This window comes from Paenibacillus albidus (assembly GCF_014644435.1).
In the GTDB taxonomy this organism is placed as follows: domain Bacteria; phylum Bacillota; class Bacilli; order Paenibacillales; family Paenibacillaceae; genus Paenibacillus_AQ; species Paenibacillus_AQ albidus.
In genome coordinates this window covers 278,931-303,180 of sequence record NZ_BMKR01000007.1, presented here as the reverse complement: position 1 = coordinate 303,180, position 24,250 = coordinate 278,931, and the positions used below count along the sequence as shown (strand labels likewise).

The window sequence follows — 24,250 nt, the reverse complement described above, 5'->3', positions numbered from 1 at the left end:
CTGAACGTAAAAAGAAACCCAGAGTCAAAGAAATGACCTGGGTTTCTCGACAATCTGACCGTCCTTATAAGGACGGTGTAGCCGTTTCTACTTGGTTAAAGGATTGGCGGTTAAGCAGTGCTTCATTGACGGGGCATTTATTTTGGGGCATTATTAAGAGAGTGCCAAAGAAATGAACTTATGTTATGGGAGATGAGCGTATGCTGTCGACAGCAGAAATCTTGGAAGCCATGTCGGGGCAGGGACTGCGAATCACCGACCAGCGCAAAACGCTTGCCAAGCTATTCGGCGAGAATGCGGGATATTTGTCGGCAAAGGATGTATATGAGCATATGGGACGCAAGTACAGCGGACTTAGCTTTGATACGGTATACCGCAACCTGCGTGTAATGGAGGAGCTCGGCGTTCTGGAACAGGTGGTCTTTGAAGACGGCGTGAAGTTCAAGGGAAGCTGCAGCCAGCACGAGCATCATCACCATTTGATCTGTCTGCAATGCCAGAAGACGTACCCGATTCATTTCTGTCCGATGAACTTAACGGATACCCCGGATGAGTTCCGGGTCGTCAAGCATAAATTTGAGGTGTTCGGTTACTGTAAGGAATGTGAAGAGGAACGGGAAGAAGAGACAGTAACGGCTCAGCGCAGCAAAGAAGGGCGATAAGATGAGTGTCGCACGTAAAACGCTGCAGGCGCCGATTCGGGTGTACCGTAAGTACATTTCGCCGCTGAAGCCTGCAACCTGCCGCTTTTATCCTACCTGCTCGGCCTATGCGCTGGAAGCCATTGAAGTCCATGGTCCGCTTAAAGGATCCTGGCTGGCTGCCAAACGGATTGCCAGATGCCAGCCCTTCCATCCAGGCGGACTGGACCCGGTCCCGCCCCGCAAGGATGCAGCGCCGTCAGTGACAGAACCGCACCGAACTTGACAGGCCGCCTGTTTATTGGTTATATTTTCAATAATAAGATGATTTCCGAGGAACGGATGAGTAGATCGCGACACCATTACAGAGAGCCGGTTACAGCTGCAAGCCGGTATGGAGCGTCAGATTGAATATGGTCCGGGAGGAACCGGGTTCGAGCGGCAGGCTGATTCTTGGCGGCGTAAGACCACGGCGTGTTCCAGCGTTAATGGACAGTTCCCTTTGCGGGTAACTGATGAAGCCTGTGCTCTGTGAAGAGACAGGGAATTTTGGGTGGTATCGCGTGAGTTCTACTCTCGCCCCATATAGGGGGCGGGAGTTTTTTGTCTTTTGCAATCAAGAAAGGATGACGACAATCCATGAGTGAGAAGAAAACCTTTTATTTGACGACACCGATTTATTATCCGAGTGACAAGCTGCATATCGGGCATGCGTATTCGACCGTGGCCGGTGATGCAATGGCCCGCTACAAGCGCCTGCGCGGCTATGAGGTCCGCTATCTGACCGGGACTGATGAGCATGGCCAAAAGATTGAACGCAAAGCCGCAGACGCGGGAAAGACCCCACAGCAGTTCGTGGATGACATTGTAGTTGGCATCAAGGACCTCTGGCGCAAGCTGGACATCTCCAACGATGATTTCATCCGTACGACCGAAGAGCGGCACAAACAAGTGGTGCAGGATATTTTTGACCGGCTGCTGCAGCAAGGCGACATTTATAAAGGGGAATATGAAGGCTGGTACAGCATTCCCGATGAAACTTTTTATACGGAAACCCAACTGGTGGATATTGAGCGTGATGCTGCCGGTACCATAATTGGCGGAAAAAGCCCCGACAGCGGACATCCGGTTGAACTTGTTAAGGAAGCAAGTTATTTTTTCCGGATGAGCAAATATGCCGACCGGCTGATCCAGTATTATGAGGAGAATCCGGAGTTTATTCAGCCGGAATCCCGCAAGAACGAAATGATCAACAACTTCATCAAGCCGGGTCTTGAGGACCTGGCGGTCTCCCGTACCACGTTTGACTGGGGGATTAAGGTCAAAGGCGACGAGAAGCATGTCGTTTATGTGTGGATTGATGCGCTCACAAATTATATTACGGCGCTGGGCTACGGTTCTGAAGACCGCAGTTTGTACGATAAATTCTGGCCTGCGGATGTGCATATTGTCGGCAAGGAAATCGTGCGTTTCCATACCATCTATTGGCCGATTATCCTGATGGCGCTAGGCGAGCGGCTGCCCAAGAAGGTGTTTGCGCATGGCTGGCTGCTGATGAAGGATGGCAAAATGTCGAAGTCCAAGGGCAATGTCGTGGACCCTGTGACCCTGATTGACCGCTATGGCCTGGATGCACTGCGTTACTATCTGCTGCGCGAGGTACCGTTTGGTTCGGATGGCACGTTCACTCCCGAAAGTTTTGTGGACCGTGTCAATTACGATTTGGCCAACGATCTCGGGAACCTGCTTAACCGGACCGGCGCTATGGTGGAGAAATATTTTGGCGGCGAGCTCCCGGCTTATGCAGGAAAAGTGACAGCCTTCGACGGCGAGCTTGAGGCTGCGGCACAGAGCACATACGCCAAAGTGGAGGAAGCGATGGAGAGCATGGAATTCTCCGTAGCCCTGGCCGCCATTGGGGCTTTCATTAGCCGCACGAACAAGTATATTGACGAGACCCAGCCTTGGGTGCTCGCCAAAGAGGAGAGCAGAACGCCGGAGCTGGCCTCTGTGATGAGACATCTTGTCGAAGGCCTGCGCACAGCGTCCATCCTGCTGCAGCCGTTCCTGACGGAAGCACCGGCCAAGATTTGGGAACAGCTGGGCCTTACGCCCGGCGAGCTGACCACCTGGGACAGCGGCCGTACCTTTGGCCTCATTCCTGCCGGAACGAAGCTGGTGAAGGGTAACCCTATCTTCCCGCGGCTGGATGTGGAGCAGGAAGTGGCTTATATTGCCGAAGCCATGGGCGGCGGCAAAGCCGCAGCTGAACAGGCGGAGGCGGCTCCGGCCCTAGCTGAAGGCGGGGCGGCTTCAGCTGCGGCGGCCGAGCCGGAGGAAGAGCATAAAGAGGAGATCGGCATCGACGATTTCGCCAAAGCCGAACTGCGGGTGGCTCAGGTCATCGCCGCAGAGCCGGTGAAAAAAGCCGATAAGCTGCTCAAACTGCAGCTTGATCTGGGCTACGAGCAGCGGCAGGTAGTGTCCGGCATTGCCAAATTCTACACGCCGGAAGAACTTGTGGGCCGCAAGGTCATCTGCATCGTGAACCTGAAGCCTGTGAAGCTGCGCGGCGAGCTGTCGCAAGGGATGATCCTGGCTGCTTCCAAAGGCGATCAGCTTACGATCGCAACCGTTCCGGACAGTATGCCTAACGGGGCGGTAGTGAAATAAAGCAGACCTTAGCTATCGGGAGATCAGCCAGAGAATGGGTAACATGAACAGGGGAATGTCTTAAGCCGGATTGGCGGCTGAGGGCATTCCTTTTTTTCGCTGCTCCTCAAAGATTGAAGTTCTTTACGAGATGAAGAGTTGACTTTTCTGAACGATCCCCCTTATAATGCTCATAGTAATGATTACGATTTAAGGGGTCGATGGAAATTATGATTTCAAAATTGCCACGTAGTGGACAACTTCTGCTGGTTATGATGCTGGTTCTGGTGCTTGCGGGATGCGGTGCGAAGAGCAGTGGAAATATTGTTGAGGGAAAAGTGAATGTAGTAACTACTTTTTATCCAATATATGAGTTCGCACAGGAGATCGGCGGCGAAGATGTGAACATCATCAACCTGCTGCCGGTAGGCGTAGAGCCGCATGACTGGACACCGCGCAGCCAGGATATTGTTAATACCTCCAAAGCGCAGCTGTTTCTGTATAATGGTGCCGGCCTCGAGGGCTGGGTTCCGAATTTCCTCAAGGGTCTGGATAGCGGGAGCAAAGTGCAGGCCGTCGAAGTCAGCACAGGCATTGACTATATTATGACCGATGAAGAGCATGAACATGATCACGGCGGGAACGAGGAGGGACATGCCGACGAGCATGCTGATGAGCATGGCGAAGAGCACACCGACGAGCATGCAGGTGAGCACGCCGATGAGCATGCTGATGAGCATAGCGACAGTCTGCATACTGACCCGCATACCTGGGTAAGTCCCAAGTCTGCGCTAATCATGGCCGAGAATATCAAGAACAGTCTGCTAACTGCAGATCCGGCGCATAAAGAAGGCTACGAGGAGCGTTATGCCAAGCTAGCTGAACGTCTCCAGACGCTGGATAACAAATTCCGGGACGAGCTTGCCAAAGTGCCAAACAAGGAAATTGTGGTTTCCCATCAAGCCTTTTCATACATGGCACGTGATTATGGATTGACCCAACATGCGATTATGGGCTTGTCCCCGGATTCGGAGCCGCGTGGACAGGATTTGGTGGAGCTGGCCAATACAGTGAAGACAGAAGGAATCAAATATATCTTTTTCGAAGAACTGGTCTCCGATAAGCTGGCCAAAACGCTGGCAAATGAGGCGGGTGTTGAGACGATGGTGCTGAATCCTGTGGAGGGGCTTACGGAGGAGCAGGCCAAAAATGGCGAGAATTATTTCACGCTGATGGAGAAAAATTTGCAAAATCTGATTCTGGCTTTACAATAAAAAGGATAGTATAAGTGAAAGGCGGTATTTCATTATGAAACCGGGTTCCCTGGACTGCCATCAGCATATGATTGAAATCGAGGATCTTTCCTTCTCCTACGGAGAGCAGAAAGTGATCTCGGGTCTGAATTACACGGTTAAAGAACGGGATTTTCTGGGTATTATCGGTTCGAATGGCGCGGGCAAAACGACCTTGCTGAAGATGATTGTCGGGCTCTTGCCCGCCAGCAGCGGTGAGATTCGTTTATTCGGTGAGCCAGTCAGGAAGTTCAAGGACTGGGAGCGGCTCGGGTATGTCCCGCAAAAAAATGCGTTCAATCCGCTTTTTCCCGCTACTGTGCGTGAAGTCGTGCTGTCCGGTCTGTACAATAATAAAAATCTGATCCGCCGGGTATCCAAGGCGCAGCAGCAGCAGTGTGATGATGCGCTTGAAGTGATGCGTATTCAGGATATTGCCGAAAAAAGAGTAGGCCAGCTGTCCGGCGGCCAGCAGCAGCGCGTATTCCTGGCCCGGGCCCTGATTAACCATCCGGATCTGTTGATTCTGGACGAGCCTACGGTCGGGATTGATGCCGAGACCCAGGCCGGTTTCTTCGATCTCATTATGCATATGCATGCCCATCATCATATGACCTTTCTGATGGTGTCGCATGATATCGACATGATCAAGAATTATCTGGGCCATGAGCCGGTGCAGAGCAATGGCAAAATCAACTTCTACTGCCGCCATTCCCACGAGGCTCAGGACTGCGTCGAAGAGAACCTGCAGCATACTCTGGTCTAATTGTTTATCAGTCTCCCAAGCCAATTGCCCTAAGCAGGTTCTGTAGAGGGCGTGGCCCTTTGGAGCCCTCCCTTGAAGAAAGGGAGGGTTTGGGAGGGATCGAAAAAAGGAGAAGTTACTCTTGGAAATTTTATTCAGTGATTTTTTTCAGCGGGCGCTTGCGGGCGGACTGCTGATTGGCATTACAGCGCCGCTTATAGGCGTTTTTCTTGTGCTTAGACGGTTATCCATGATCGGGGATACGCTGGCGCATGTCACGATTGCCGGGGTGGCCCTTGGTTTTTTAACCGGCTTTTACCCACTGGGGGCCGGTCTGATCTTTGCGGTAGCTGCGTCCTTTGCCATTGAGAAGCTGCGCAAGGCATATAAAAGCTACGCTGAGCTCTCGATAGCGATTATTATGTCGGGCGGTGTGGCGCTGGCTTCACTTTTTTTTACTTTGGGCAAAGGGTATAATGCAGACGTGATGAGCTATTTGTTCGGGAGTATCTACACACTCGACAATATGGATTTGATCGTCGTTGGCCTTGTGACGATTGCTGTAGTTGTCGTGGTTACATTGTTTTTTAAGGAGTTTTTTCTGCTCAGCTTTGAGGAGGACGCGGCCAGCGTAAGCGGTCTGCCGGTAAAGCTGCTTAATATGCTCATCACCATCCTGACGGCGCTGGTGATCAGTACCGCCATCAAAATCGTCGGCTCCCTGCTGGTGTCCGCACTGCTGACGATTCCGGTGGCGATCAGCCTGCTGCTCTCCCGCAGCTTCAAGTCCTCCGTGATCTTGTCCGTCATTATTGCCGAGATCGCCGTGGTAGGCGGGCTGGTAGTCGCCGGAATCTGGAATCTGGCACCCGGGGCGACAATTGTCCTGCTGCTGATTGCCCTCCTGGCGCTTACACTGATCGGCAAAAAAGGATTGCCCGCATAACTACGCGCCAGGCACATAGGATTATAAATGGAAGATACAAGCCCGGGAAGGAGAGCTGTCAACTCAATGTCCAACATCAATGCTGGAATCGCGTTTGCCGCCGGATTGGCGTCTTTTATTTCACCTTGTTGTCTGCCGCTGTACCCGTCCTATTTATCCTATATTACCGGCTTGTCCGTTCAAGAATTAAAAACAGGCAGCAATACCAAAGAAATCCGTTTCCGGACGCTGACCCACACCTTGGCTTTTATATTGGGGTTTTCTGCTGTGTTCTATACACTGGGCTTCGGGGCTGGGATATTCGGGAATTTTTTCAATGGTCAACGCGACTTGATCCGCCAGCTGTCGGCCATTCTGATTATTGGAATGGGGCTTTTTCTGCTGGGGGTGTTTCAGCCGCAGTTTCTGCTGCGGGAGCGCAAGCTGGATCTGAAATGGAAGCCGGCGGGCTACCTCGGCTCCTTTATCTTTGGAATCGGGTTCTCCGCAGGCTGGTCGCCCTGTATCGGGCCGATTCTTACCGCCATTATCGCTCTTTCAGCCAGTGAGCCGGGAACGTGGTTTTCACTGATTACAGCTTACAGTCTCGGATTCGCACTGCCGTTTTTTATTTTGGCCTTTTTCCTGGGCGGTGCACGCCGGATTCTGAAATATTCCAATCTGCTCATGAAAGTCGGCGGTGTAATCATGGTGTTAATGGGCATACTGCTATTTACGGATCAAATGTTCCGGATTACAGTGTGGCTGCAGGGTATTACTCCGGACTGGCTGATTATTTAATCCTTCAGTCCGGGCTGCCGATGTTTCCTTTTAAGTGAAATAATCTATCCGTGCTTCCGGGAAATGTTCAAAAATCCGCTCTGTGATCCATTCGCGCAGGGCGGTTTGCTGTTCGTCAGGGTATACATATTTGTACTGTCCCCAGCGGCCCCATTTCATTTTGCGCTTCTCCATGTCCATTTCCAGCTTGGATTTGGGGTAACGTTTCTCGATCAAGCTTTTGGCCGTCTTGGTGAAGCGGTGCTGAATCATTTCAAAGGTCAGCCCATTACCTGTGCCTTGAGGCAGGGCTGCTGCCAGCTTCGCCAGGAGTTCGCTGTAGCCTTCCTCCCAGCCGTCATGCCAAATGATGGGGGCGATGATGAAGCCGAGCGGATAACCGGCTTTGGCGACCTTGCCGGCTGCTTCAATCCGTTCCTCAAAGCGGGAGGTGGCCGGTTCAAAATTCCTGATCACATAATCGGCATTAATGCTGAACCGGATCCGCGTATGGCCGTTATGCTTCAGGCCGAGCAAAGGCTCAACATGCTGATATTTGGTGACGAAACGGAGCCGGCCGAGCGGCTCTTGCGCCATGAAGGTAATCAGCTCTGCAAGAGATCCCGTGATGTGCTCCAGTCCCAGCGGGTCGGAGGTACAGGCCGCTTCAAAGGTCGTAATGCCCGGAGCTTGTGCCTCAATATACTTCTTGGCGGCGTTTATGACCTCATCTGTATTCACATACACCCGAATATAGGGCTTCGCCCCCAGGGTAGTCTGAAGATAACAATAATGGCAGTGTCCCATACAGCCCGTGGCAATAGGGATTGCATAATCGGCCGACGGCTTGGATTGGTCAAAGGTTAAGGTTTTGCGTACACCGACAACAAGCGTTCTTTTGGCAATCTTATATTGCTCGGTCTCGGTTTCGCCCGGCAGATTCGTGATGCGGTTATGTGAAGTCGTCATGCGGTAGGGGATGCCTTGGGCCTTGACCCATTCCATAATACGTTCGCCCTTGGGATAGTTGAGGGCATTCGGCTCGAAAAAAACAAGCTCGGGAATGAAAAGACCGGTAGGTTTTTTGGATTTCCTTTGGGCGGGAGGGCGTTCAGCCATTCCTGTGGACACAGACATGAGATCACGCTCCTTCTCTTGGGGGATATAGATATTGTGCCGATTCGCAGCGGGATGAAACCATGGGAATCCTGGGCAAGTCACAGCGGGTTTGCCGTACAGGACTTGCCAAGCGGCGGCAGAAACATGTATCATTGTTAGACAAGGTTTGGCTTTAGCGCCATGCTTATTATAGAAAAGAGGTAAAATTTGATGCCAACACCCAGCATGGAGGATTATTTGGAGCGCATATACAAGCTCATTGACGAGAAAGGATATGCGCGGGTCTCGGATATTGCCGAGGGACTGGAAGTACACCCCTCCTCTGTGACCAAAATGATCCAAAAACTGGATAAGGACGAATATCTCATCTATGAGAAATATCGTGGGCTTGTCCTGACCACCAAAGGTAAAAAAGTAGGAAAACGTCTTGTGGACCGCCATCAGCTGCTGGAGGAATTCCTGGGGCTCATCGGCGTGCAACCGGAACAAATCTATAAAGATGTGGAAGGCATTGAACACCATCTAAGCTGGGATTCCATTACCCGCATTGAGACACTGGTGGAGTATTTCCGCCGTGACGAAACACGTCTGCAGGCTTTATACGATATTCACCATGAAATAGCGAGTGATTCCTGATTCTAGCGGTTTACCCGGCAATGCTTGACTGTCCTGTAAGGTATGCTTACCAAGGCTTGCTGAGCATATTCTTCAGGCAGTATAGCCATTTCTTCTTGCTTTACCGCAACCTTTTCCAATAATTTACGTCAAAACGGATACCGGCCTTTTATGGATGGGTACCGTTTGGGCTACAGAAACGGACAATCGTTCCCGGTGGGCGAGAGGCCGTTTCTTTTTTTGTATATATCATTTTTTTATTTGGGGAGGAACTATGAATTACCGTAAATGGATGTTGGGATTGCTGATTGTTGTGCTGTGCCTGCCTATCGGCTCGGAATGGGCCCGGGCGGCGGCCGTGAAGATTACCCTTGAACTGGATGGAGAAGCGCTAACCAGTGATGTGCCGCCTTATATCACAGCTTCGAATGTAACGATGGTTCCCATTAATGTAATCAGCCAAGGATTAGGTGCCGTTGTTCAGTGGAACCAGAGCAGCAAGACAGTGACAATCACAAAAGACGATACTGTACTTAAGCTAACCAGCGGCATGAAGTCAGCTTTTGTCAATAATGTGTCTGTAGCCCTTGATACTTCGGTGCAGATTAAGCAGGGCCGTGTGATGGTGCCGATCCGCTTTGTCAGCGAGCAGCTTGGATTGCAGGTGGTTTGGAATCAGGCAGCCAAGCATATTTCTTTATATTCGGGTGCTGAGCCGCCACAGGCTGCGGACCCGGTTGTGCCTGATGTACCCACTGTACCCACAGTACCTTTACCGACAGCACCTCCAGTAGTACCTCAGCCCAGTACGCCGCCGTTGCCGTCTGTTCCCGGAGGAAGCACAGGCAAGGAGATGAAGGGAGTCTGGATCTCAACGGTGTTCAACCTGGACTATCCCACGACCTCATCTGCAGGCAATGTGAGCAAGCAGAAGCAGGAATTCGACGCCCTGCTGGACAAGCTGAAGGCAGTGGGTTTCAATGCTGTGTTCGTACAGGTTCGCCCCTCGGCAGACAGCTTGTATGCTTCCAAGCTTGTTCCCTGGTCCAAGGTGCTGACCGGTACCCAGGGCAAAGATCCCGGCTATGATCCGCTGGAATATATGGTAAGTGCGGCCCATTCCCGGGACATGGAGCTTCATGCCTGGTTCAACCCCTTCCGGGTAACAACCGATGACAAAGCAGCTACACTGGCATCCCTGGCCAGCAATAACGTTGCCAAGGCCCATCCGGATTGGATCGTCAAAGCCGGAGGCAAGCTGTATCTGAATCCGGGTATCCCGGAAGCGCGTCAGCATATTATAGATACCGTAATGGAAGTAGTCCGGGGCTATGAGGTTGACGGGGTGCATCTGGATGATTATTTCTACCCATCCAATGTAAGCTTTGCGGACGATGCGGCTTATAAAGCGTACAACGCCAAGGCGATTGCTACCAAAGAGAACTGGCGCCGTGATAATATCAATGAGTTCGTCCGCCAGCTTGGCGTCCAGATCCGCAGTGCTAAGCCTTCGGTCTCCTACGGTATCAGTCCGTTCGGCGTCTGGAGGAACATCAAGATGGACAGCACCGGATCAGACACTGCCGCCGGCGTCACCGCTTATGACAGTATGTATGCGGATGTGCGGACCTGGATTAAGGAGGACTGGATCGACTATGTTGCTCCGCAGATTTACTGGAGCTTGTCTTTTAGCGCAGCCCGTTACGATAAATTGGTGGACTGGTGGGTAAAAGAGGTAGAGGGAACGAACGTGAAGCTCTACATTGGCCTGGCTGCCTACAAAGTGGGGGCGAGTGATCAAAGTGCGGAATGGCAAAGTGCCGAGCAAATGATCAACCAGCTGAAATACAATGAGAAATACGAGAAGGTAGCGGGCAGTATCATGTTCAGGGCCGGCGATATTGTGACCCGGAACCCATTTGGGCTTGCCAGCCAGCTCACCTTTTATTTTCACTCCTGAACCTAGAGGACATTTCTATAGTGAGTCATGAAACCTCTCCCGTGCTCATAGATAAGCAATAGGATCTATGGGAACGGGGGAGGTTTCTCTATGGAAAAGATTAATGCGGTGTTTGAAGGCGGTGGCGTAAAAGGGATTTCACTTGCAGGCGCCGTAACGGCAACGGAAAAGGCCGGCCGGACATTTAACAAAGTGGCGGGGACCTCCTCGGGGTCCATTGTGGCCAGTCTGCTCGCCGCAGGTTATAGCGGTAAAGAGATGAGCGGCATTATTCAAAACACTTCTTTTGCTTCCTTTCTGAAACGGGGAGCGATCTATAACACGGCGGTTATCGGCCCTGCACTGCGCGTACTTATCATGAAGGGACTCTACTCGGGCGAGGCGCTGGAAGCCTGGATACATGGACTGCTTATGCAAAAAGGGGTGGTTACCTTTCGCGATCTGCCCCAAGGCAAGCTGTCTATCATTGTCTCTGATATAACCAACGGACGTATTGTCGTGCTGCCCCGGGATCTGGAGGATTACGGTATTTCCCCCGATCAGTTTGCGGTTGCCAAAGCGGTACGCATGAGCTGCAGCATCCCCTACTTCTTTGACCCGGTGATGCTGAGGCAAAGCGGGCAGGCGGCCAAGGGGAAATCATTCGCGGAGCAGTTTGTGTATATGGTGGATGGCGGTTTGCTAAGCAACTTTCCCTTATGGCTGTTTGATGAGAAAAAGGAGGGGCTGGTGGCTTCAGGCACCAGGGTGCCTACGGTGGGCTATCAGATGATCGGCAGGGCGGAGCCGCAGCCACACCGGATCCGGGGCCCCTTTTCGATGCTGCAAGCCTTGGTGGGCACCATGGTATCGGCTCACGACGAACGCTACATTGAAGAGGAGAAGTTTGTGCGGACGGTCAAAATCCCTACTCTGGGCATCGCCACCACCCAGTTCGAGATCACACCGGAACAAAGTGATGCCCTCTATGCGGCCGGTGTGCAGGCGGGGGAGGAGTTTTTCCGGAACTGGCGGCCCCGCTAAAGGCTTCCGGCACCCTGACAGCACAAAAAAAGCATCTCTCACGTTGTGTAAGCAACAACGTGGAGATGCTTTTTGCTGATTGGGTCTTTAGTGATACTTGGGAAGCTGTTCGTCGTTTTTGCCTTTACTGCCTTCAATGACCTGGAAGGGGTAGGTTTTGCGCTTGCCGCTGGCCGGGGTCTGGGTTTTACGAAGACCGGCTACCTTGGCCATGGTCTTCTGGGAAGGCTTCACCTTCACCTTGGACCCGCCGCCGCGGGGTGATCTGCCCGGAGCTATTCTATAGGCATAGAACAGGACCCCGATGAGCAGCAAGGGAAAAATCAGAAAGGAAAGCGAGCCGAGACCGTAATTCATAACTCCTGTGACCAGTCCAATCACCGCGAGTGTTACCGAGATCCAAAATATCAAAGCATGTCTGAACATGGGCCCCTCATCCTTTCGCAGGATCTAATATGCCGCCTGACACACTTGCCTCCGCATACCCTCTGGCTTCAATTGCGGCATCAAGCTCCCGCATGCGGTTGAAAGAAGCGATGGATACTTCCACCTGATCGTCCTTGGGTTCTTTGGTCGTCAGCAGCTGCAGCCATAATCCGGGATAGCCCAGATATTTGAGACCCGGCACATCTTTGACGGCGTTGGTTCCCTTCAGAACCTCAAACGATACGCCGATCACGACAGGCAGAAGGACCAGCCGCTGTACGATCCGCTCCATGAGACTATCCCAAGGCACTACGGAGTAAATGATTACGCCAAGCACAATCGTCAACATCATGAAGCTGCTGCCGCAGCGGTAATGCAGGCGGCTGTACTTCTGAACATTGCTAACAGTCAGCTCTTCGCCTGCTTCAAACGCACTGATCACCTTGTGCTCGGCTCCATGATACTGGAACAGCCGCTTGATGACAGGGGTCTGCGAGATGGCCCACAGATACACAAGGAGCAGGATCAGCTTAATACCGCCTTCTACCAGGTTGTGCAGAACATAGTTATCAAATGCTTTTCCGAAGAAAAAATCCTCTACAAGTACCGGCACTAGCGTGAAAATAACTTTGCCGAACAGAAACGAAAGTATTCCCATGACTGCCACGCCGAATATCATGCCAAGACTCCAGCCTTCCTCTTTCTTGGCTTTCTTCTCCTGGGCTTTGGCCTGCTCTTCCGGCTCCGTCTCATCCTCGGCATAAGACTCTGCGGAATAATTTAAATGCTTCGAGCCCTTGGCACTGGAATCTATAATACTGACAAGGCCGCGAAGAAACGGAATCTTGCGCAGCTTAGTGACCCAGCTCTTATCGCTTCTCGGCACCTCCAAAAATGTGATTTCCTGATTCTTCCGCCGTACGGCTGTTACGTTAACATGCTTGCCGCCGAACATGACACCTTCGATAACGGCTTGGCCGCCGTAACTGGGAGTTTCCTGGGACAACCAATTCACCTTCCCGTAAATTAATATGATTTTAGATATATCCATTGTAACTAATTTTTAAGGACATTACTAGTTGGATTGCCTTTTGCTGAGCATACTAGCAGTAGGATGGAAAGGCTGTCAGCCTATAAACCAGTCAAGAAAGTGAGGCATTCAAGATGAGCAAAGCAAATCAAAAGAGGGAACAGTATACCAATCCGTGGTTTTTTGCCCTGGAGCTTGGTTTTTTTGCCGGTCTGATCTGGGGAGGAATCCGGTGGCTTATGTATGTGATGCGTTTTACCAAGGTCATTCCGGGATTTCTGGTCGAGCCGTTTTTCCGGCATGATTTCCTGCTTACAGCGGCAGGGCAGATTGCGGGATATTTGAGTTTTATTGCTTTTTCAGTAATTGTGTCGCTGCTCTACGTGCTGATACTGCGCAAGCTCAAGGGGCCCTTCCCCGGTCTCCTGTACGGGGTTCTGTGGTGGACGGCCATCTTCATCGGCGGATCGCGTTACTTCCTGATGCAGCCGCCTTTCCGGCTGCCCTGGAATTCGGTAATCTCTGAATTTTGCCTGTTTTTGCTCTGGGGTATGTTCATCGGATATACAGCGGCCATGGAGTATACAGATGAACGGAAACGGGAACAAAGCACAAAGCTTGCCTGACGGCCGGAAAAAACTTCTCAAGGGCATGGCCCTATGTTAAAATACAATGTGGCTATTTCGAGAGGAGAATGAAAATGGGCAACAAGCGCGTCTCCAAGCTGCGTAAGGTTTTGCAGGAACAGGGATTGGAAGCGATGTTAATAACCAGCGGCATTAACCGCCGCTATCTGAGCGGATTCACAGGTTCTTCGGGTTATGTACTGGTTACCGGCGACGAATGTTATCTGTTGACGGACTTCAGGTATATGACACAGGCTGCAGACCAGACGGACGGGCTTAAGATTGTGGAGCACGGAGCAAAGTTTATCGAAACGGTGCGGGAATTGCTGCCGTCAGGCGGTAATGTGCGGATCGGGTTTGAGCAGGACGATGTGGCCTTCAGCGCTTACACCGCATATGCGGAAGCCTTGAAGCCGGCAGTGCTGGTTCCGGTGTCCAAAGCCGTTGAGAACCTGCGGACGTTCAAGGATGAGGAAGAGCTGGCTACCATGCAGCGGGCGGCTGATCTGGCGGATGCCACATTCAACCACATTCTGAAGGTCATCAAGCCCGGCATGACCGAGCGCGATGTGGATCTGGAAATGGAGTTCTTCATGCGCACCCATGGAGCTACCTCCTCGTCCTTCGATACCATTGTAGCTTCCGGGGAACGTTCTGCACTGCCGCATGGCGTGGCCAGCAGCCGTGTTATCCAGGGCAATGAATTTGTGACCTTTGATTTCGGCGCTCTTCTGGACGGGTACTGCTCGGACCTCACGCGGACGATCGCCCTGGGGGAACCGGCTCCAAAGCTCAAGGAGATCTATGATATCGTACTGGAGGCTCAACTGCATACACTGGCGCATATCAAACCGGGGATGACCGGACGGGAATGTGACGCACTTGCCCGCGACATTATTACACGTTACGGGTACGGCGCAGAATTCGGGCACAGCACCGGCCACGGGCTGGGCATGGAAGTGCACGAATGGCCAAGGTTGTCCAAGCTCAGCGATGAGATTATGCAGCCTGGCATGGTGGTAACTGTGGAACCGGGCATCTATTTGCCGGGAATCGGCGGTGTCAGAATTGAAGATGACGTGGTGATTACCGAGAACGGCATTTCGCTGCTCACGCACTCATCCAAGGAGTATACGGTACTGTAGACCGTTTTTTTTCTAAATTTAATCAGTGATTCCAGGAGGGGTTTTTGTGATTTCAGTTAACGATTTCAAAACAGGCTTGACCGTTGAGGTGGAAGGCGATATTTTTACCGTCATTGATTTCCAGCACGTGAAGCCGGGTAAAGGCGCAGCGTTTGTCCGCTCCAAGCTGAAGAACCTGCGCAACGGCAATACTGTGGAGCGCACTTTCCGTGCAGGCGAAACGATTGGCCGCGCCATCATCGAGAACCGCGGCGTGCAGTACCTGTATGCCAGCGGAGCAGATCACGTATTTATGGACAATGAAACGTATGACCAATTCGAATTGTCCAGCAAACAGCTGGAATGGGAATTGAACTTCCTGAAAGAAAACATGACCGTTAACATTGTCAGCTATAAAGGAGAAATCCTTGGAATCAACCTGCCTACAAGCGTTGAGCTGAAGGTTGTGGAGACAGAGCCGGGCATCAAGGGCAACACCGCTCAAGGTGCAACCAAGTTCGCCAAGGTCGAAACCGGCCTGGATGTTCAGGTTCCTCTTTTCATTAACGAAGGCGATGTGCTGCTGATCGATACCCGTGAAGGCAAATACGTCTCCCGCGCGTAGTTGAATCTGCGTTAACGGAGCTTGAACTCCGATGACCAGCCTCCCCGCATACTGCGGTGGAGGCTTTTGGCGCTTCCGGGCGGCATTTTACAGGAATTTCCCGGAATTTTTTTGTGAAACCATTAACGCATACTGTGAATTTCGTATTATACTGGTTTAAAGCGTGAAACCAAACGCAGGATACTACATAGACCGAGGTAGGGAGTGAATGGGACTTTGTCACTTTATGTTATGAAATTCGGAGGCAGCTCCGTCGGCGACATTGAACGAATGCAGCGTGTTGCGGGGCGCATCGCAGACAAGCAGGATGAGGGACACCGCTGCGTTGTGGTCGTGTCCGCCATGGGAGATACAACAGATGATCTGATCGATCAGGCCAAGCAGCTGAATGCGTTGCCGCCGGCCCGCGAAATGGATATGCTGATGACGACGGGAGAGCAGATTTCTGTGGCCCTGCTGTCCATCGCGCTTCACGGGATCGGCCGGAATGCCGTGTCCTACACTGGCTGGCAGGCCGGCTTCCGCACAGACGAGACACATGGACGTGCCCGGATCAACGAGATCGTACCGCGCCGTGTGCTGGAAGCGCTGGAACGTGAACAGATCGTCATCGTTGCCGGATTCCAGGGAATGACCCTGGACGGTGAGATTACAACGCTCGGACGCGGAGGCTCGGATACAACAGCTGTGGCGCTTGCGGGGGCCATCAAAGCGGATGTCTGCGAGATTTATACCGATGTGGACGGCATTTATTCCACAGACCCGCGGATCGTAAAAAAGGCGCGGAAGCTGAAGGAAATCTCGTATGATGAAATGCTGGAGCTCGCCAATCTGGGCGCAGCCGTGCTGCATCCGCGTGCCGTGGAGTATGCCAAACGCCATCAAGTCAAGCTGGTCGTCAGATCAAGCTTTAACCATAATGAAGGTACTGTTGTAAAGGAGGAAGCAAGGATGGAGCAGGGAGTAGTAGTCAGCGGTATTGCTTATGACAAGAACGTGGCCCGTATCAGCATTCTGGGGGTGCAGGATGTTCCCGGGGTACTGGCGCAGGTATTCGGCAAGCTGGCCGAGGAAAGCGTCGATGTGGATATTATCGTACAGAGCGGGGTACAGAATGAGCAGGCTGATTTCTCCTTCACCGTAGCGCTCAGCGACCTGGCGCGGGCGAAGGAAGTGATTGAACAGCTGCATGCTTCACTGCCTTACCGTGAAGTGACCTCCGAAGACAATCTGGTCAAGGTCTCCATCGTAGGGGCGGGAATGGTCAGCCATCCCGGCGTAGCGGCGCAAATGTTCGATGTGATCTCCAAAGAAGGCGTCAGCATCAAAATGGTCAGCACGTCCGAGATCAAGGTATCTTGTGTCATTGAATCCGGCAACCTGCAGACCATCATCCAGGCGCTGCACACCGCCTATAATCTGGATTCCGCTGAGCAGGCGTTTGTTGGTGGCCCGAAGGACCGCCGGTAGAACCCGAATTTAGCATGAATAGGAGAGGTCCCGCAGCCTTGGGCTGCGGGGCTTTTTGTTGTGTGGTTGTGCGTGGGCAGGTGCTGCGGGGCTTTAAGTTGTGGGATGTGCGCGGGCTGGTACTGCTGCGTTAAATAGGGGGTTGGGTGCAGATTGCTAATGAATGAGAGTAACCGGGGATTGGTAATTACGAGACGATAGCGGACGGGTAGAGTGTTATTGTGAGGGCCGTTGTCTGCGTTCGGAGGGTGCGTGAGCCGGGACTGCGGGGGCAAGTTTGTTCATCCATTTTGCTCATCCGTCCCTTGGTTTCGCATTCTGCTGTATTTCGTGCATTGGAACAAGCGAAAAGTTATCGATTTTACGGTTTCAATGTATTTAGTGCATCGTAATTAGCAGAAGAACGCTCGATTAGGCATTTTTGGCGATGGCTGCTGTACAAAATACATCAGTTTGCTATTTTTGGCTCTCATCGAGGGATTCTGCTGCATAAAATACAGCGAAATGCCTGTACTGTGCGATATGGTGCAAGGTGATAGTTATAAGGAAAGTGAGCAGTATAGCTCAATGGTAAAAAGCCGCATAGCTATAGCAGTTAGTCAGCGGGGCACACAGAGCAAGTCAACGGTGCAATGTGCAACGTGCAACATAGCAGCAAGTTAGCGGGTCTACATGTCTGTGTTTTAGCATGTCTGCGTGTCTGTATATCTGCGTGTCTGCATATCTGCGTGTCTGCATATCTGCATGTCTGCAGCTCTGCAAGCATAGCTGCTATACAGCATACCCTCCGCGTTGCGGCGCAAGATACCCGCGCCAATAAAAAGGCAGGCCAAGAATTCTCTTGGCCTGCCTTTTGCTGCCCGCTGCCTCTAGGAGAACCGCCGGAAGCGTCCGACAATCTCCACCGTCTCCAGAACATTGACGAAGGATTTCGGGTCCGTCTCCAGGATTGCTTTTCTCAGCTCGGCAAGCTCGTAGCGTGTTGTCACCGTCATCAGCATGGAGTTGCCTTCATGGCTGTAACCGCCCTCCGCATTCACAATCGTTACGCCATGGGGCAGCAGGGTAAGGCGGCTGAGCATTTTGTCGCGTTCCTTGGTCACAATGAAACAGGTCAATTTAACGTGGCGGATGTGAATCATGTCGACAACCTTGCTTTTGACAAAAATACACAACATGGCGTACAAAGCGGAGTCCCAGCTTTTGAAGAAACCGAGGCTCAGGATTACCAGCCCATCCAGTACAAAAAGCACCGTTCCCATAGGGATATCACGTTTGCGGGTAATGATGGAGCCTAGAATATCAAATCCGCCGGAAGAACCTCCTGCACGCAATGAAAAGCCCACGCCTCCGGCAATAATCACCCCGCCGAAGATACTGGCCAGAATCGGGTCCTTGGTCAGCTTCACCACAGGTATCATCGTCAGAAACCAGGTTGTTGCCACTACCGACAGCATGCTCAGACAAATATACTTTTTCCCCACTACGATAAATCCCCAGATCAGTATAGGAAGATTCAGTGAAAAATAAATCAGGGAGATATACTTCGGATTCGTTAAATATCCGGCGATAGAGGCGGCTCCGGCCACCCCCCCGCTCAGCAGCTGGTGCGGAATGAGAAACAAACGCAGCCCGCTTGCGACCAAAAAGGCCGAGAAAATAATGATGGAGACTTCACGGACCTGCTTCGCCACTCCTGTGGTGAGCGGTACTCCGTAATTGCGAACGTGCATGATAATTCCCCTTCTTCTAATATGTCTTAACAGCTCAAGGTAAATAAAATTATTTTTATCATACCGATGATATTTTTTTATGATGGCAATCACTATGATTTCTTTCACATTGAGCGGAAACTTGCTGTGTTTCTTCTTGTCTAAAGTAGGCCCGTCCCGCATATCCATGGATAACAGCAGGAATTACAAGCAGCGGACCCATTTCGCAGGCTTAGATCATGTTATAGAGGAGTTGGGTGAATTGGACAAGTATGTAAGCTGGATGGCGATATTACGGCTGCTCTCGGGCAGCGTGGAGATTACGGCCGCCATTATCATGCTGCGGATCAATCTGGTGGACAAGGCCCTGGCGATTAATTCGGGACTGGCTCTCGTCGGGCCGACAATTCTGGTCCTTACCACAGCTATCGGACTTACGGGAATGGCCCAGGACCTGTCCTGGGGCAAGCTTGGCTGGATTGGCTGCGGTGTGGCTTTTCTCTTAATCGGGATTCTAAAAAAATGATAGATGATAGGCATAAAAGGCGCGTACAAGCATAAATATGGAATAAAGCTATTAAAGTAGAGGACAACTTGGGGGTACTCTGTATGGCTAATGACTGGCTTCAACTGTTTCCCGAGAAAGTAAGAGCACTGTTAAAGAGGCTTCCCCTCCCGCTGCTCGGGTTGGTGGAAGAGATTCGTATCCGCGAGGGCCGGCCGCTGGAGATCAACTACTCCGGCAAATACCACTTCCTGAGCGGGAATGGCACTTTGACTCAACATCCCGGAGAAGCCTACAAGCCGGACCGGGACGAGAGCCACCGGCTGCTGGATCTGATCAGCAACCATTCACTGTATACGATGGAGGAAGAGCTGCGCAAAGGCTTCATTACCATCCCCGGCGGGCATCGGATTGGACTAGCCGGGAGGACCGTCCTGAGCGCCGGAGGGGTAGAGCATCTCCGTGATATCACCGGCTTTAACGTCCGCATTGCCCGTGAAGTGCCGGGGGTTGCAGACGGGGTGCTGCCTTATTTGCTGGACAAGGGGCGGCAGCGGATTATGCATACGCTGATTCTCTCCCCTCCGCAGCATGGCAAGACCACTCTTCTGCGTGATCTGGCCAGGCAGATTTCTGCCGGAGGGCACAGCCAGCGGGAAGGTTTCCGGCAGGGCATGAAGGTGGGAATTGTCGATGAGCGCTCAGAGATTGCCGGCAGCAGACGCGGCATTCCCGCTTTTGATGTCGGACCCCGTACAGACATTCTGGATGGCTGTCCCAAGGCGGAAGGCATGATGATGATGATCCGTTCACTTTCGCCGGATGTGCTGATCGCAGACGAGATTGGGCGTATGGAGGATGCCGATGCGGTGACCGAAGCGCTGCATGCGGGCATTTCGGTAGTAGCTTCCGCGCATGGCAAAGAGGTAGCCGAGCTGGTGAGCCGGCCCGGACTTGGCTCCTTGCTGGAACACAAGCTGTTCGAGCGGTACGTTATTCTTCACCGGTCAGAGGCGGGACTGTCCTTTCGTATTCTGGACAGCCAAAGACGCGGGCTGCTGCTCGCCCCGCCCGGGGAACGTCTGGGCGGTGGCGGCCATGCTTAAGCTTTTGGGTGCAGTACTAGTGATTCTTGCAGGTACGCTCGCAGGCTTCCAGCTGGCCAGGCAGTATGCCGACAGACCCCGGAATATCCGTGGCCTGATCGCTGCCTTACAGCGGCTGGAGACGGAGATTATGTACAGCTACACGCCGCTGCCGGAAGCCCTGCGGCGGATAGGACAACAGTCCAGGGAGCCGCTCAAGGGGTTTTTCGTCACAGTGGCTGAGGAGATGAGTACACCGCATGACCGGAGTGCCGAGGAAGCCTTCAGGCTGGCGATGGATGCCCACTGGAGGGTGACTGCAATGAAAGCAGCCGAGAAGGAAATACTCAGGCAGCTCAGCTGTACGCTTGGCACAAGTGACAGGTCGAACCAAAGTAATCATATCGCACTGGCTTTGCAGCAATTGAAACAGGAGGAGACGGTGGCCAGGGAAGATCAGGGCAAATATGAAAAGATGAGTAAAAGCCTGGGTCTGCTGCTTGGAGCATTGATCGTCATTTTGATCTTTTAGCGAGGTGCCAGGAATGAACATTGAAGTAAATGCGATTTTTCAGATTGCCGGCATCGGCATTATTATTGCCATGATTCACACCGTGCTGAAGCAAATGGGCAAAGAGGATATGGCCCACTGGGTGACTATCGTCGGATTTATCGTCGTCCTGTTTATGGTCATCCGCATGCTGGATGGGCTGCTCCAGGAAATCAAAACGATCTTCCTCTTTCAGTAGGCAGCCATGGATATCATCCAGGTTGTAGGGATCGGCCTTTTGTCGACCATATTGATACTCGTTCTGAAGGAACAAAAGCCCATGTTCGCCTTCTTGCTCGCCACCGCGACTGGCATTCTGATCTTCCTGTTCCTGATCGGCAGAATTGGAACGGTGCTCGGAACGCTTGAGCGGGTGGCTGAATCCTCGGGCATGGAGATGATCTATCTGAAGACGGTATTCAAAATTATCGGAATCTCCTACATTGCGGAATTCGGTGCCCAGATTGTACGCGACGCGGGCCAGGAGTCGATTGCCTCAAAAATTGAGCTGGCGGGGAAGGTGCTGATCATGGTACTGGCTGTCCCGATTATCAGCATTATTATCGAAACGGTGATGAAGCTCCTGCCAGCTTAAGGCCAGGGGTCCGGCAGGAAGAGGGAAGGGGAAGCCATGCAAGCGCACCATATGACTCGTCCACAAACCATAATAATGCTCCTGCTGCTCCTGGCCAGCTTCTTGTTTCTGGGGTGTGCCGGCACGGCCGACGCCGCGGCTGCAGGTACCGGCTCTCCGGTGGACCAGTGGGTGAAGGGTCAGGTGGAGGACCTGCCCAAGGACGGGGTGGATAAATACTGGAACCAGCTAATGCAGGATTATGGAGGATTTTTCCCGGAGGGTAAGACACCCTCGCTTATGGACATGCTGCTTCCGGGAGAAAATGGCCTGAGTCTGAAAAATGTGTTCTCGGGACTGTTGTCTTTTATGTGGCATGAGGTGCTGTACAACGGCAAGCTGCTGGTGACCATTGTCATGATCAGTGTGCTTAGCATGATTCTGGAGACGCTGCAGACGGCCTTTGAGCAGAAAACGGTCAGCAAGGTCGCCTATACACTCTGTTACATGGTAGTGCTTGTTATTGCGGTCAACAGCTTCAATGTAGCCATTGGTTACGCCAAGGACGCCGTTGACCGGATGATTGATTTCATGATGGCCATGATTCCGCTGCTGTTTGCACTGCTGGCTTCCATGGGCAACATCGTGACCGTATCCGTGACCCATCCGCTGATTGTGTTCATGATTCATACCGTCGGCACGCTGATTCATACGGCGGTGTTCCCGCTCTTCTTCTTCTCGGCGGTCCTCCATCTGGTAAGTGCGCTGTCGGAGAAATATAAGCTGACCCAGCTGGCGGATCTCCTGCGCAACATCGGTGCCGGGCTGCTCGGGGTTCTGCTGACCGTGTTCCTGGGCGTTATATCCGTCAGGGGGATTACCAGTTCCGTAACAGATGGAGTAACTATCCGGGCAGCCAAGTATATCACGGGCAATTTCGTGCCGGTAATCGGCAAAATGTTCGCGGATGCCACGGATACAGTGATCTCCGCCTCACTGCTGGTCAAAAATGCCATCGGGCTGTCGGGTGTCATTATCATTTTGTTCCTGTGTGCTTTTCCGGCAGTCAAAATCCTGGTGCTGGCCCTCATCTATAATGTGGCGGCCGCCGTAATGCAGCCGCTTGGCGAGACGCCCATCGTAGTGTGCCTCCAGACGATAGGAAAAAGCATGATCTATGTCTTCGCCGCACTGGCCGCAGTATCGCTGATGTTCTTCCTGGCGGTCACGATCATGCTGACGGCCGGCAATGTCACGGTCATGATGAGGTGATCTGAAGGAAAGAGGGGGAGAGAAATGGACTGGTTGGGCGGATGGCTGCGGGAAATCATTCTGGTCGTACTGCTTGCGGCTTTTGTGGAAATGCTGCTTCCGAGCAAATCGATGGAGCGTTATGCCAGGCTGGTGCTCAGCCTGCTGGTTCTCCTCACGCTGCTGAGCCCCGTCGTCTCGCTGCTGAAAAAGGATGTGGCTGCCGAGCTGAGTCTGGCTCTGGGCAAGCAGGAACAGGGAGGCGGATTGATGCCAGGGCAGAGCGGCAATTCGCTGCAGCAGATTCTTGCGGACGGGCAGAAGCTGGCTAAAGGCCGGCAGGATCAGAGCCTGAGTCTGGTGGCGGAGGAGGTCGCCCAGCAAATGCAGGAACAAATCGTCAATGAGACGGATGAGCGCGTCAAGGTTACCGTCAAGCTCGGTCTGGCAAAAGCCGGGGCAGAAGGTGCAGTGCTTAACAGCAGTGGCGAAGACGTTCCGGTGATCACAGCAGTGCAGGTTGTCCTTCAGGCAGCGGACGGAGCAGAGACCATTGCCCCAGAGGAAACAAGTGGAGCTTCAGGTGCCGCATTGTCCCAGCCCCTTGAGATTAAGCCCGTGGAGCCTGTGGACATTCACATAGAAACCGTACCGGAAACCGGACAGCAGGTGGAAGACGCATTACCAAGTGAATCAGGGAAGTCTGAATCCATTATAGAGCTGCTGGAGCAGAAGTGGAATCTAACGCCAGGGAGCGTTCAGGTTATGGGAAATGACGACAGAGCCGGCAAGCTGTAACACATCAAGGTTGTGAATGGAAAGATCTTGAACCCGTGAAGGAGGGGCTGGGATATGGGAAAATGGCTGAAAAAGCTGGAACAATGGGCCGGAGGCGGAACCGGCAGTCCGAAGCGGAGCCACACGTTTCGCTGGCTGATTATTCTGGGTCTGCTGGGGGCCGCCATCATGCTGTTCAATTCATTCGTCAATGTGAAGAAGCTCGACAGTGAGAATACGGGGCGGGAGCCGCCGGGCAATCCTTCCTCGCAGGCAACGCTGCAACAGGCCGATACCGCCACTTCCAATTCGTTTGACGGCATTGAGCTGGCGATGGAGACCCGGACCAAAGAGATTCTGGAGAAAATTGTGGGTGTGGGAACGGTTGACATTATGGTGACTGTAGATTCCACGGAAGAAATCGTTGTACAGCGCAATGTAAATGACTCGCAGCAGCTAAGCGAAGAGACGGATGCCGGAGGCGGCAAACGCCATACGACCCAGTACACACGCGATGGCGAAATCGTCACATACTCACAGTCCGGTGACGAGACGCCCATCATTACGAAGCGGATTAAGCCCCAGGTCCGCGGAGTATTGATTGTAGCCAAGGGGGCAGAGAACAAAGTCGTCCGGGGGCTGATTGAACAGGCCGTTGAGAAAGGCTTGAACGTACCAAGCCACCGCATTTCGGTAGTACCTCGTAAGCAGGAATAGGATCAGGCACGCGATTGCCAACAAAA

The 24,250-nt window shown here is 52.5% G+C and carries 27 protein-coding genes; 23 read left to right on the top strand and 4 right to left on the bottom strand.

All coding sequences use genetic code 11. The annotated features are described in order from the left end of the window. Positions 1–200: 200 nt before the first annotated feature. The 8 genes from IEY53_RS11135 (at position 201) to IEY53_RS11100 (ending at position 7,056) form a co-directional block, all read left to right on the top strand. Positions 201–662 (top strand): Fur family transcriptional regulator, encoded by a 462-nt coding sequence (locus tag IEY53_RS11135; RefSeq protein ID WP_189024848.1) that lies wholly within the window; start codon positions 201–203, stop codon positions 660–662. A 1-nt stretch (position 663) separates the two neighbouring features. Further along, positions 664–927: a membrane protein insertion efficiency factor YidD gene (gene yidD, locus IEY53_RS11130; protein WP_189024846.1), complete on the top strand. Its 264-nt coding sequence runs from the start codon at positions 664–666 to the stop codon at positions 925–927. Positions 928–1,035: 108 nt separating this feature from the next. Then, the gene (locus tag IEY53_RS11125) at positions 1,036–1,176 is read left to right on the top strand and encodes a hypothetical protein (protein WP_189024844.1); all 141 of its coding nucleotides are present in this window, start codon (positions 1,036–1,038) and stop codon (positions 1,174–1,176) included. A 104-nt stretch (positions 1,177–1,280) separates the two neighbouring features. Beyond that, a complete protein-coding gene (gene metG / locus IEY53_RS11120; RefSeq protein ID WP_189024842.1) occupies positions 1,281–3,314 on the top strand; it encodes a methionine--tRNA ligase in 2,034 nt (677 codons plus the stop codon). A 209-nt stretch (positions 3,315–3,523) separates the two neighbouring features. After that, the gene (locus IEY53_RS11115) at positions 3,524–4,567 is read left to right on the top strand and encodes a metal ABC transporter solute-binding protein, Zn/Mn family (RefSeq protein ID WP_189024840.1); all 1,044 of its coding nucleotides are present in this window, start codon (positions 3,524–3,526) and stop codon (positions 4,565–4,567) included. Positions 4,568–4,601: 34 nt separating this feature from the next. Next, positions 4,602–5,351, top strand: a complete 750-nt coding sequence (locus IEY53_RS11110; protein ID WP_189024838.1) for a metal ABC transporter ATP-binding protein — start codon at positions 4,602–4,604, stop codon at positions 5,349–5,351. A gap of 121 nt (positions 5,352–5,472) precedes the next feature. Then, entirely contained in the window at positions 5,473–6,276 is an 804-nt protein-coding gene (locus tag IEY53_RS11105) for a metal ABC transporter permease (protein ID WP_189024836.1), read from the top strand. A gap of 66 nt (positions 6,277–6,342) precedes the next feature. Then, a complete protein-coding gene (locus tag IEY53_RS11100; protein WP_189024834.1) occupies positions 6,343–7,056 on the top strand; it encodes a cytochrome c biogenesis CcdA family protein in 714 nt (237 codons plus the stop codon). A gap of 30 nt (positions 7,057–7,086) precedes the next feature. Here IEY53_RS11100 and splB read toward each other — a convergent pair whose 3' ends face one another. After that, positions 7,087–8,154 carry a spore photoproduct lyase gene (splB, locus tag IEY53_RS11095; RefSeq protein ID WP_229696086.1) on the bottom strand — a complete coding sequence of 356 codons (1,068 nt, stop codon included), beginning with the start codon at positions 8,152–8,154 and terminating at the stop codon, positions 7,087–7,089. A 210-nt stretch (positions 8,155–8,364) separates the two neighbouring features. On the opposite strand from splB, the gene mntR reads away from it, so the two are divergent. From mntR to IEY53_RS11080, 3 genes are all read left to right on the top strand, one after another. Continuing rightward, positions 8,365–8,790 (top strand): transcriptional regulator MntR, encoded by a 426-nt coding sequence (gene mntR / locus IEY53_RS11090; protein ID WP_189024831.1) that lies wholly within the window; start codon positions 8,365–8,367, stop codon positions 8,788–8,790. A gap of 253 nt (positions 8,791–9,043) precedes the next feature. Then, entirely contained in the window at positions 9,044–10,729 is a 1,686-nt protein-coding gene (locus IEY53_RS11085; protein ID WP_189024829.1) for a family 10 glycosylhydrolase, read from the top strand. Between the two features lie 90 nt (positions 10,730–10,819). Then, a complete protein-coding gene (locus IEY53_RS11080; protein WP_189024827.1) occupies positions 10,820–11,752 on the top strand; it encodes a patatin-like phospholipase family protein in 933 nt (310 codons plus the stop codon). Between the two features lie 87 nt (positions 11,753–11,839). Here the strand turns inward: IEY53_RS11080 and IEY53_RS11075 are convergent, their stop codons facing one another. Further along, positions 11,840–12,178: a 6TM ABC transporter family protein gene (locus IEY53_RS11075; protein WP_189024825.1), complete on the bottom strand. Its 339-nt coding sequence runs from the start codon at positions 12,176–12,178 to the stop codon at positions 11,840–11,842. Between the two features lie 7 nt (positions 12,179–12,185). Beyond that, positions 12,186–13,133, bottom strand: coding sequence for a DUF1385 domain-containing protein (locus tag IEY53_RS11070; protein WP_373293843.1), 948 nt, complete (start codon positions 13,131–13,133; stop codon positions 12,186–12,188). A 209-nt stretch (positions 13,134–13,342) separates the two neighbouring features. On the opposite strand from IEY53_RS11070, the gene IEY53_RS11065 reads away from it, so the two are divergent. The 4 genes from IEY53_RS11065 to IEY53_RS11050 all read left to right on the top strand — a co-directional run bounded on the left by IEY53_RS11065 (position 13,343) and on the right by IEY53_RS11050 (position 17,053). Beyond that, positions 13,343–13,834, top strand: coding sequence for a YqhR family membrane protein (locus IEY53_RS11065; RefSeq protein ID WP_189024821.1), 492 nt, complete (start codon positions 13,343–13,345; stop codon positions 13,832–13,834). Between the two features lie 74 nt (positions 13,835–13,908). Further along, positions 13,909–14,979: a M24 family metallopeptidase gene (locus tag IEY53_RS11060; RefSeq protein WP_189024820.1), complete on the top strand. Its 1,071-nt coding sequence runs from the start codon at positions 13,909–13,911 to the stop codon at positions 14,977–14,979. Between the two features lie 46 nt (positions 14,980–15,025). Next, positions 15,026–15,583, top strand: coding sequence for an elongation factor P (gene efp / locus IEY53_RS11055; protein WP_189024818.1), 558 nt, complete (start codon positions 15,026–15,028; stop codon positions 15,581–15,583). 216 nt (positions 15,584–15,799) lie between these two features. Then, entirely contained in the window at positions 15,800–17,053 is a 1,254-nt protein-coding gene (locus IEY53_RS11050) for an aspartate kinase (protein ID WP_189024816.1), read from the top strand. An 869-nt stretch (positions 17,054–17,922) separates the two neighbouring features. On the opposite strand, the gene IEY53_RS11045 is transcribed toward IEY53_RS11050, so the two are convergent. Continuing rightward, entirely contained in the window at positions 17,923–18,786 is an 864-nt protein-coding gene (locus tag IEY53_RS11045; RefSeq protein ID WP_189024814.1) for a YitT family protein, read from the bottom strand. Positions 18,787–19,027: 241 nt separating this feature from the next. Between IEY53_RS11045 and IEY53_RS11040 the strand changes: the two genes are divergently transcribed. The 8 genes from IEY53_RS11040 (at position 19,028) to spoIIIAG (ending at position 24,224) form a co-directional block, all read left to right on the top strand. After that, positions 19,028–19,291 (top strand): YqhV family protein, encoded by a 264-nt coding sequence (locus IEY53_RS11040; protein WP_373293842.1) that lies wholly within the window; start codon positions 19,028–19,030, stop codon positions 19,289–19,291. Positions 19,292–19,374: 83 nt separating this feature from the next. After that, positions 19,375–20,376: a stage III sporulation protein AA gene (gene spoIIIAA, locus IEY53_RS11035; protein ID WP_189024811.1), complete on the top strand. Its 1,002-nt coding sequence runs from the start codon at positions 19,375–19,377 to the stop codon at positions 20,374–20,376. Beyond that, complete coding sequence (gene spoIIIAB / locus IEY53_RS11030) at positions 20,369–20,887, top strand: stage III sporulation protein SpoIIIAB (RefSeq protein ID WP_189024808.1); 519 nt, start codon at positions 20,369–20,371, stop codon at positions 20,885–20,887. Before spoIIIAA ends, spoIIIAB begins: the two co-directional genes overlap by 8 nt. A gap of 13 nt (positions 20,888–20,900) precedes the next feature. Then, positions 20,901–21,104 (top strand): stage III sporulation protein AC, encoded by a 204-nt coding sequence (gene spoIIIAC, locus IEY53_RS11025; RefSeq protein ID WP_154118574.1) that lies wholly within the window; start codon positions 20,901–20,903, stop codon positions 21,102–21,104. Between the two features lie 6 nt (positions 21,105–21,110). After that, positions 21,111–21,500, top strand: a complete 390-nt coding sequence (spoIIIAD, locus tag IEY53_RS11020; RefSeq protein WP_189024807.1) for a stage III sporulation protein AD — start codon at positions 21,111–21,113, stop codon at positions 21,498–21,500. A gap of 51 nt (positions 21,501–21,551) precedes the next feature. Next, complete coding sequence (spoIIIAE, locus tag IEY53_RS11015; RefSeq protein WP_229696083.1) at positions 21,552–22,751, top strand: stage III sporulation protein AE; 1,200 nt, start codon at positions 21,552–21,554, stop codon at positions 22,749–22,751. Between the two features lie 24 nt (positions 22,752–22,775). Continuing rightward, a complete protein-coding gene (gene spoIIIAF, locus IEY53_RS11010; RefSeq protein WP_189024805.1) occupies positions 22,776–23,528 on the top strand; it encodes a stage III sporulation protein AF in 753 nt (250 codons plus the stop codon). Between the two features lie 54 nt (positions 23,529–23,582). After that, on the top strand, positions 23,583–24,224 hold the full coding sequence (gene spoIIIAG, locus IEY53_RS11005) for a stage III sporulation protein AG (RefSeq protein ID WP_189024804.1): 642 nt from the start codon (positions 23,583–23,585) through the stop codon (positions 24,222–24,224). Positions 24,225–24,250: the final 26 nt, after the last annotated feature.

Coding starts and splice junctions, on each gene's coding strand:
- IEY53_RS11135 (WP_189024848.1), top strand. CDS start 201: ATGCTGTCGACAGCAGAAATCTTGGAAGCCATGTCGGGGCAGGGACTG.
- yidD (WP_189024846.1), top strand. CDS start 664: ATGAGTGTCGCACGTAAAACGCTGCAGGCGCCGATTCGGGTGTACCGT.
- IEY53_RS11125 (WP_189024844.1), top strand. CDS start 1,036: ATGGAGCGTCAGATTGAATATGGTCCGGGAGGAACCGGGTTCGAGCGG.
- metG (WP_189024842.1), top strand. CDS start 1,281: ATGAGTGAGAAGAAAACCTTTTATTTGACGACACCGATTTATTATCCG.
- IEY53_RS11115 (WP_189024840.1), top strand. CDS start 3,524: ATGATTTCAAAATTGCCACGTAGTGGACAACTTCTGCTGGTTATGATG.
- IEY53_RS11110 (WP_189024838.1), top strand. CDS start 4,602: ATGAAACCGGGTTCCCTGGACTGCCATCAGCATATGATTGAAATCGAG.
- IEY53_RS11100 (WP_189024834.1), top strand. CDS start 6,343: ATGTCCAACATCAATGCTGGAATCGCGTTTGCCGCCGGATTGGCGTCT.
- splB (WP_229696086.1), bottom strand. CDS start 8,154: ATGGCTGAACGCCCTCCCGCCCAAAGGAAATCCAAAAAACCTACCGGT.
- mntR (WP_189024831.1), top strand. CDS start 8,365: ATGCCAACACCCAGCATGGAGGATTATTTGGAGCGCATATACAAGCTC.
- IEY53_RS11085 (WP_189024829.1), top strand. CDS start 9,044: ATGAATTACCGTAAATGGATGTTGGGATTGCTGATTGTTGTGCTGTGC.
- IEY53_RS11080 (WP_189024827.1), top strand. CDS start 10,820: ATGGAAAAGATTAATGCGGTGTTTGAAGGCGGTGGCGTAAAAGGGATT.
- IEY53_RS11075 (WP_189024825.1), bottom strand. CDS start 12,178: ATGTTCAGACATGCTTTGATATTTTGGATCTCGGTAACACTCGCGGTG.
- IEY53_RS11070 (WP_373293843.1), bottom strand. CDS start 13,133: ATGTTCGGCGGCAAGCATGTTAACGTAACAGCCGTACGGCGGAAGAAT.
- IEY53_RS11065 (WP_189024821.1), top strand. CDS start 13,343: ATGAGCAAAGCAAATCAAAAGAGGGAACAGTATACCAATCCGTGGTTT.
- IEY53_RS11060 (WP_189024820.1), top strand. CDS start 13,909: ATGGGCAACAAGCGCGTCTCCAAGCTGCGTAAGGTTTTGCAGGAACAG.
- IEY53_RS11045 (WP_189024814.1), bottom strand. CDS start 18,786: ATGCACGTTCGCAATTACGGAGTACCGCTCACCACAGGAGTGGCGAAG.
- spoIIIAA (WP_189024811.1), top strand. CDS start 19,375: ATGGCTAATGACTGGCTTCAACTGTTTCCCGAGAAAGTAAGAGCACTG.
- spoIIIAB (WP_189024808.1), top strand. CDS start 20,369: ATGCTTAAGCTTTTGGGTGCAGTACTAGTGATTCTTGCAGGTACGCTC.
- spoIIIAC (WP_154118574.1), top strand. CDS start 20,901: ATGAACATTGAAGTAAATGCGATTTTTCAGATTGCCGGCATCGGCATT.
- spoIIIAD (WP_189024807.1), top strand. CDS start 21,111: ATGGATATCATCCAGGTTGTAGGGATCGGCCTTTTGTCGACCATATTG.
- spoIIIAE (WP_229696083.1), top strand. CDS start 21,552: ATGACTCGTCCACAAACCATAATAATGCTCCTGCTGCTCCTGGCCAGC.
- spoIIIAF (WP_189024805.1), top strand. CDS start 22,776: ATGGACTGGTTGGGCGGATGGCTGCGGGAAATCATTCTGGTCGTACTG.
- spoIIIAG (WP_189024804.1), top strand. CDS start 23,583: ATGGGAAAATGGCTGAAAAAGCTGGAACAATGGGCCGGAGGCGGAACC.